4 protein-coding genes and 3 pseudogenes are annotated in these 6,576 nt (G+C 61.9%); 2 read left to right on the top strand and 5 right to left on the bottom strand.

Annotated elements, in window-relative coordinates; all coding sequences use genetic code 11:
• Positions 1 to 65: 65 nt before the first annotated feature.
• The 5 genes and pseudogenes from B1964_RS11220 to B1964_RS11195 form a co-directional block, all read right to left on the bottom strand.
• Positions 66 to 1,159 (bottom strand): annotated as a pseudogene (locus B1964_RS11220) (IS3 family transposase); the annotation flags it as partial.
• A gap of 19 nt (positions 1,160 to 1,178) precedes the next feature.
• The gene (locus B1964_RS30695; protein WP_187589362.1) at positions 1,179 to 1,613 is read right to left on the bottom strand and encodes a hypothetical protein; all 435 of its coding nucleotides are present in this window, start codon (positions 1,611 to 1,613) and stop codon (positions 1,179 to 1,181) included.
• Between the two features lie 31 nt (positions 1,614 to 1,644).
• Entirely contained in the window at positions 1,645 to 1,953 is a 309-nt protein-coding gene (locus B1964_RS30690; protein WP_005194694.1) for an IS3 family transposase, read from the bottom strand.
• 113 nt (positions 1,954 to 2,066) lie between these two features.
• Positions 2,067 to 5,090, bottom strand: coding sequence for an MMPL family transporter (locus B1964_RS11200; protein WP_005194693.1), 3,024 nt, complete (start codon positions 5,088 to 5,090; stop codon positions 2,067 to 2,069).
• A gap of 91 nt (positions 5,091 to 5,181) precedes the next feature.
• A complete protein-coding gene (locus B1964_RS11195; RefSeq protein ID WP_005194691.1) occupies positions 5,182 to 5,790 on the bottom strand; it encodes a TetR/AcrR family transcriptional regulator in 609 nt (202 codons plus the stop codon).
• A gap of 108 nt (positions 5,791 to 5,898) precedes the next feature.
• Here B1964_RS11195 and B1964_RS30985 point away from each other — a divergent pair.
• Both B1964_RS30985 and B1964_RS11185 read left to right on the top strand, forming a co-directional pair.
• Positions 5,899 to 6,057, top strand: a pseudogene (locus B1964_RS30985) (PaaI family thioesterase); the annotation flags it as partial.
• A 112-nt stretch (positions 6,058 to 6,169) separates the two neighbouring features.
• Positions 6,170 to 6,499 (top strand): annotated as a pseudogene (locus tag B1964_RS11185) (leucine zipper domain-containing protein); the annotation flags it as partial.
• Between the last annotated feature and the right edge of the window lie 77 nt (positions 6,500 to 6,576).

The following is a 6,576-nucleotide window of genomic DNA, read 5'->3' as shown; positions in this document are numbered from 1 at the left end:
CGAGAACACCGCAGTCACCGAGCCCGAAGCCGCATAGAGGAGTCCTCCACGATTCCGGGGGAACCACACTCGGTCTTGTAGAGGCCGTTCGCTGATTCGATCAGCGCGTTGTCGTAGGCATCTCCCACCGATCCGATCGACGCAGAGATACTCTCCAGTGAGAGTTTCTGCGTCAACCGTGTTGACGTGTACTGCGATCCTGCATCCGAATGGTGTATCAGCTCACCATCTTTGACAGGATGACCATCGCGGTCACGTTGCCATAGCGCCATCCGTAGAGGGATGGTCACCAAGGTGGCGTCCTTGCTCGTGGAGGCATGCCAGGCCACGATCTTGCGGGAGAACACATCGATGATGAACACGACGTACACCCATCCGGACCACGTTCGGACGTAAGTGAAGTCGGTGACCCACACACGGTTCGGTTCGGCAGCACAGAACGTGCGGTTCAACAGGTCTCCGGCCCGGATTCCATCCGTGGACGGGATCGTTGTTCGGATACCTTTGGAACGACGAATACCATTGAGGTGCAACATCTTCATCGCGCGGTCCACCGCACCGTAGGACACCCCTGGCATGCTGGTGCGGTCCAGAAGTGCACGCATCTTCACGCGTCCGTAGAGCCCTTCCGGGGTGAGCCGCCGCCGTCCCTGGTGATCGACCCGCCACGCGACCTCACGTACCGCATCGACAGTCTGGGCGTCGCTGATGGTGCGTGCGGCGGGCCGACGCGAACGCCAGGCCCGATAGGTGCGTGCGGCGATCTGGCAACCCTGCTCCCGCAGGACTCGGCAGATCGACTCGACCGCTACACCTTCAGCTCGCATCGTGTCGATGAACGCGATGATCATCGATTGCGGGGGTCGAGTTCCCCCGCGAAGAAAGTCGTCGCCGCTTTCAACACCGCCACGTCCTCACGCAGTTGCCGGTTCTCGGCCTTGAGCTTCTTGATCTCGGCCGATTCCTCCGAGGTCACGCCCGGGCGTTGCCCGGTATCGACTTGATTCTGCACCGCCCACCGGCGGACCGATTCCTTCCCAACGCCGACCTGCTTGGCCACAGCCTCGGCCGCCGCTGTCAGCGACGCATACTCACCACCATGGGTCTGCAACAACCGCAACGCCCGCTCACGGACCTCTGGATCGATCTTCTTCGGCATAACGCTCATCCTTCCTAACTCAGAAGGAAACGGCATCAAACCTAGGGTGATTCACGTCCTTGATTGCACACAGATAGAGCTTGCCCTCACGGGTGTGGTGTTCGGTGATACCAGTGAGCCACAACCGATGTGGCTCCTCGGCGGTGAAGTCGCGCTGGACCAGATCATCGTGGACTGGTGGTCCCGGTCGTCGGCCGTTACGACCTCGCTTCTTGCCGAACACCGACCACCAGGCGTTGTCGCGGCAGATCCGCCACGCGGTCCGCTCGGCCATCGACTCACCCACGGTGGCGGCTTCCCCGGCGAGGAATCGGTAGCCGAATTCCGGGTCCTCGCGGTGGGCATCGAACAGGGCATTCGCCCGATACGCCGCGGCCAGCTTGGCATTGGTGACCGGGCTGGCCAGCCACCGGTAGTAGGGCTGGCGCGAGAGCTGAAGTACCCGACACGACACGCGACGGCAATCCCGTCGGCGGCGAGCTCTTTCACGAGCGGGTACAGCCTTTTCCCGGCAGGTTCGCCTGCGATAGATACGCCGCCGCTCGACGCAGCACCTCGTTCTCCTGCTCAAGCAGGCGGATCCGCTTACGGGCCTCGCGCAGTTCAGCGGACTCGGTCGAGGTCACGCCAGGGCTGCGGCCCCCATCAATATTCGCGCGTCGCATCCACTTGTGCAGCGTCATCGGGTGCACACCGAAGTCGTTGGCGACCTGCTCGATCGTGACGCCTTCTCCACGATCACGAGCCACCCGGATCGCATCGTCTCGGAGCTCCTGGGGGTACGGCTTGGGCACAGCTACATCCTTCCCGACCGCCCGAAGGCAAGCCAGATCAGATGTCACCTATCCGTGCAGCAGTCCCTAGCGACAGTCCCGCGCGGATACTGGGGAACTAAACCAGGAGTACGTTAAACGGTTTCGTTGTTCGGCCACCAGCTGGTTTTGCCTAGTAGTGTCGCGATGGCCGGCACGACGATGGTGCGCACTATAAAGGTGTCGAGCAGTAGTCCGATACCGATGATCAGTCCAACTTGGGTCATGATGGAGATCGAGCCAGCCATGAGGCCGAACATGCTGGCAGCGAAGATGAGGCCGGCCGAGGTGATGACCGATCCGGTGTTGGTGACGGTTCGTAGAACGCCGATTCGTATGTTGTTCTGGGATTCCTCGCGTAGGCGAGAGATGAGCAGCATGTTGTAGTCTGCGCCGACGGCGACGAGGACTATGAAAGCCAATAGCGGTACAGGCCAGGCGATCTCGGTTTTGAGGATGTGTTGGAAGATTAGGACGCCGATGCCCAGTGCCGCGGTGTAGTTGAGGACGACGGTTCCTAGGAGATACAGCGGTGCGATGAGTGCTCGGAGGAGAAGGATTAGGATCAGGCCGACGATGATGAGGGTTGCCAGTGCCAGGAGTTGAAAGTCGTCGGCGAGTAGGCGTTGCAGGTCGGCGTTGATGGCGGGGAATCCGGCGATTGCGATGTGGGAGTCCTCCAGGGTGGTGTTCGGTCTGGCGGCGTTTGCAACATCGGTGATGGTGTTGGTCAGTTGTATGGCTTCGGTGCTGTAGGGGTCGAAGCTGGTTTGTATTGCGTAGCGCACGGTATGGCCGTCGGGCGAGACGAATTGGCGAGCGACATCGACAAAGCGGCGGTCTGCGTTGGCTTGAGGTGGCAGGTAGAAGCCGGTCGCGGAGTCTGTTCCGGCGGTTTCGCGGGCGGAGGTTTGGAGTTGCGTGGCTAGGGTGGCCATCCCGGCTAGTTGCTGAAGGTTGCTGTCGATCAGCGCGGACACGCCGTCGGCGAGTTGTCGTGATCCTGCGGCGAGCTGACTCACGCCAGTTTGGAGTTGAGTGATCTTAGCGGGCAGGTCTTGGTTGTTGATGGTGCTCAGGGTGGAGTTGAGGGAGTTGACGGTTGCGGTGAGTTGGTCGGTGACCGTCGTGAGGGGTGTGTCTAGTTGTGCGAGTTGTGTTGACAGGGTGGTGATCTGGTCGAGCAGTCCACTCCCTAGTGTGGCGTTGAGGTCGCGAATCTGTGCGCGCAGGGTTGCGCACTGGGGGACTTGGGCGCACCAGGGCGCTGAGTCGAGGAGGGGTAGGATTGAGGTCACTGTTGTCAGCGCCGCGGATGTTTGGCGGGTCAGGGCGGCAAGTTGTGGGGCGTTCTGTGAGGCGCGGTCGAGTGCGGGCGCGGACGCGGCGAGCTGGCGCAGGAGTGGTTGGTACTGCTGGATTTGTTGACCGGCGGTGCTTGCTTGGGTGAGGATACCGGCGAGTGGCGTCAGGTTGAGGCGTAGCTGGGTGTCGAGTTGGGCCAGCCCGTCGGCGAGCTGGTTGGCACCGGAGCGCAACTGCTCGAGGTCGCCTTTTCGTTGCTGGCCGTCTGCGACGGCGCCTGCCACCTGGTCCCCGATCTGACCGTTCTGCCACGACAGCTCGGCCTGTTCGAGTTTGTCGCCGGTGGGGCGGGTGACGCCGATGACGCGAGTCACCCCGGGAATTTGGGATACCCGCGAAGCCATCTGCTCGAGGTCGGCAAGTCCGCTGGCGGTGCGTAGGTCGATCGGCGCATCCACCACAAGAAACTCAGCAACCGTCACATCTGTGGGGAAATGGCGGTCAAGCAGCGCATATCCCTGGTTGCTGTCGGTCGTCGCGGGTTGGCCCTGGCGGTCGTCATAGGTGATGTGGATACCCATCGCGATCGTGCTCAGCACGATCAGCCCCACCATCGTTATAGCGAGAAGGGGGACTGGGCGGCGGACGACAAGCACCGCCACGCGATTCCAGTACTTGCGCGTGAGGTCTCGTCGGGGGTTGCCCCAACCGAAGCGGGCTGCCCACTGCAGCACCGGCGGCAGCAAGGTGACAGTGGCGAGGAACCCGATGAGGATCGCGATCGCGCAGGCCGGACCCAAGGTGGAAAAGACGCTCAGTTCGCCGAACGCCATAGCCAGGAATGCCAGTGCCACCGTCGCCGCCGAGGCCAAGATGACCCGTCCGATCGTCGCTGTAGCGTCCACAAGAGCATCCGCGGTAGGCGCGCCTTGGCGCAACCGCTCGTGATAGCGGCTGATGAAAAAGACTGAGTAGTCCACCCCGGCCCCGAGCAGAATGACCGTCATGAATGCGACGGTGAACTGAGACACCGGCATTCCGAGCTCACCTAGTGCGGACAAGACGCCGCGGCCCACCCCAAGGCTGACACCAATCACCAGCAACGGCACCAGTGCTGTGAACAGCGATCGGTACACCACCAGCAAGATCAGGGCGATCAGCGCGACTGTGGCCAAAGTGATCACGACCAGGTCGCTCTCGGCACTCACGATCTGATCACTGAAGGTGGCTGCGGGTCCGGTGACATGAACCGCGGTACCAGTATCTTCAAACACCCGGCGTGCGGTTTCGCGGACGGTTTCCACCGCATGAGTCGCCGCCGGACCGCCCAGGGTCCCCGAGACCCCGACGGGCAGATACCAGGCCTTGCCATCCTCACTCAACGCCTGGCGGGCAGTGATCGGATCCGACAGCAAGTCACGAACCGATTGCACATCGTCAAAATTTTCACGGAGCTGTAGGACCAACGCGTCGTATCGCTCTCGCGTGACCTCTGTAAGCCCATTCGGGTTCTCCATGGTCACGAAGACAGTGGTCTTAGCGCCCTTTTCCCCGAATGCGCCACCCATTTGATCAAGAGCTTGAAAGGACGGAACCCCTGCAGGGATCGGATCTACCGATTGCTGCCGCACCACCGTCTCCAACTGAGGAAACAGCACCGCCAACACCACCCCGACAGCTATCCACACCCCGATGACCAGGGACTTGTGCGTCAAAGTGAACCGCGCGATTCGTCCCAACGTGGAGCTGTACTCGCTGCGCTCGACCAACGGCCGCCTTGCCAAGCGCTTGTCATCGGGACGATGGACCACCATACGCAGTACCTCACCAACTCATCTGGCCCACAGTGGAACCATCGGTAGCGCTACGCTACAAGTTGTAGCGTAAAAGTGGAAGGCGGTGAGGCTATGTAGGCGGGCGCCGCCTGTGCGCCGCAAGAAAGTCATCGACGAGGCGCTCGAGATCAGCGACATCCATCGCGCGAATCCCGGTGAGCTTGGCGAAGACCAGAGGGCCTGCCAGCTGAGTGATCGCCATGGTCAAGTCCGGATCGTCGAGTTCAGCGGCGGCCGCGCTACTTGTCAACACTCGATCAAAGGGTTCTCGGTACTGGTTGACTACGCGCATCCGCAACGGCCCCAATGCGTTTGGTTCTTCGCCAGGTTGCTTGGGAACCATTGCCAACCAAGCCAGTGTGGTCAACTGCAACGGAGCCTGTTCGATGAGAGCAGCCTGGCGTTGCATCAATGTGACCAGGTCATCGCGAATCGATTGCGAGGTTTCAGGGTTGTCCACCTGAGGCAACAACCGCTCGAAGGCTGCTGCCACCAGGTCCGTGGTGCTCTCAAAATGTCGATACAGCGTGGTGCGGGCTACGCGAGATAGCCGGGTTACAGCCTCCACGGTGACCGCTTCGACCCCACCGCTGCTGAGCAGGGTCGCGGCAGCATCCAACAACCGCGCCCGCGAGCGAACCCGCCTCGGGTCCACATCATCGATATCGGCGATCTCCACCCTTGCCCACTTCCCGCTCCAGACCAACAGCACAAACGATACCGTCGGTAACAGAACGAAACTGCGAGTGCTCGAACACCGAACGAGGACCGCAGAGAGGACCACCCAATGGGCTTCGATCAGCGGCTACCAGCGCACTCGCCATCATGTATGGGATGTGGCAGCGACAACCCCAGCGGACTCCAGCTCGAGGTATACAGGCATGACGACCACGTCTACGCTGATCTAACCTTCGACGAACGCCAATCAGGAGCACCCGGCCTAGCTGTACCGACCCGGGACGTTAGGTACGGCGTTCGGCGAGTCGACGTGACATAGGGAAGACCTCCGAGTGAGGTGTGGAGCTGTCTAAGAACCGCTCCTCAACCCGGAGGTCTTCATGTCCCACCGTAATTCACCGCTGTCCCCGACTGGCCGGTTGCGTCTGGCTCGGTGTGTTGTGGACGACCGGTGGCCACTGCGCCGCGCAGCTGACCGGTTCAACGTGTCAGTCACCACGGCCAAGCGATGGGCGGATCGCTACCGCGACCACGGGCCGGCCGGAATGGGTGATCGGTCCAGCCGGCCCCGATCGTGTCCGCATCGCACCAGCCGGCGCCGGGAACGCCGGGTCGTCGGGTTACGCGTCTCCCGCCGCTGGGGGCCAGCCCGGATCGGATACCACCTGGGGTTGAACGTCTCCACGGTGCACCGCATCCTCACCCGCTACGGCTGCCTATGTGGTTCCCCCGGAATCGTGGAGGACTCCTCTATGCGGCTTCGGGCTCGGTGACTGCGGTGTTCTCG

Source organism: Gordonia sp. i37, from assembly GCF_002043085.1.
Classification (GTDB): domain Bacteria; phylum Actinomycetota; class Actinomycetes; order Mycobacteriales; family Mycobacteriaceae; genus Gordonia; species Gordonia polyisoprenivorans.
Note: the sequence above shows the minus strand (reverse complement) of the source record. Positions and strands in the feature narration are given on the sequence as shown.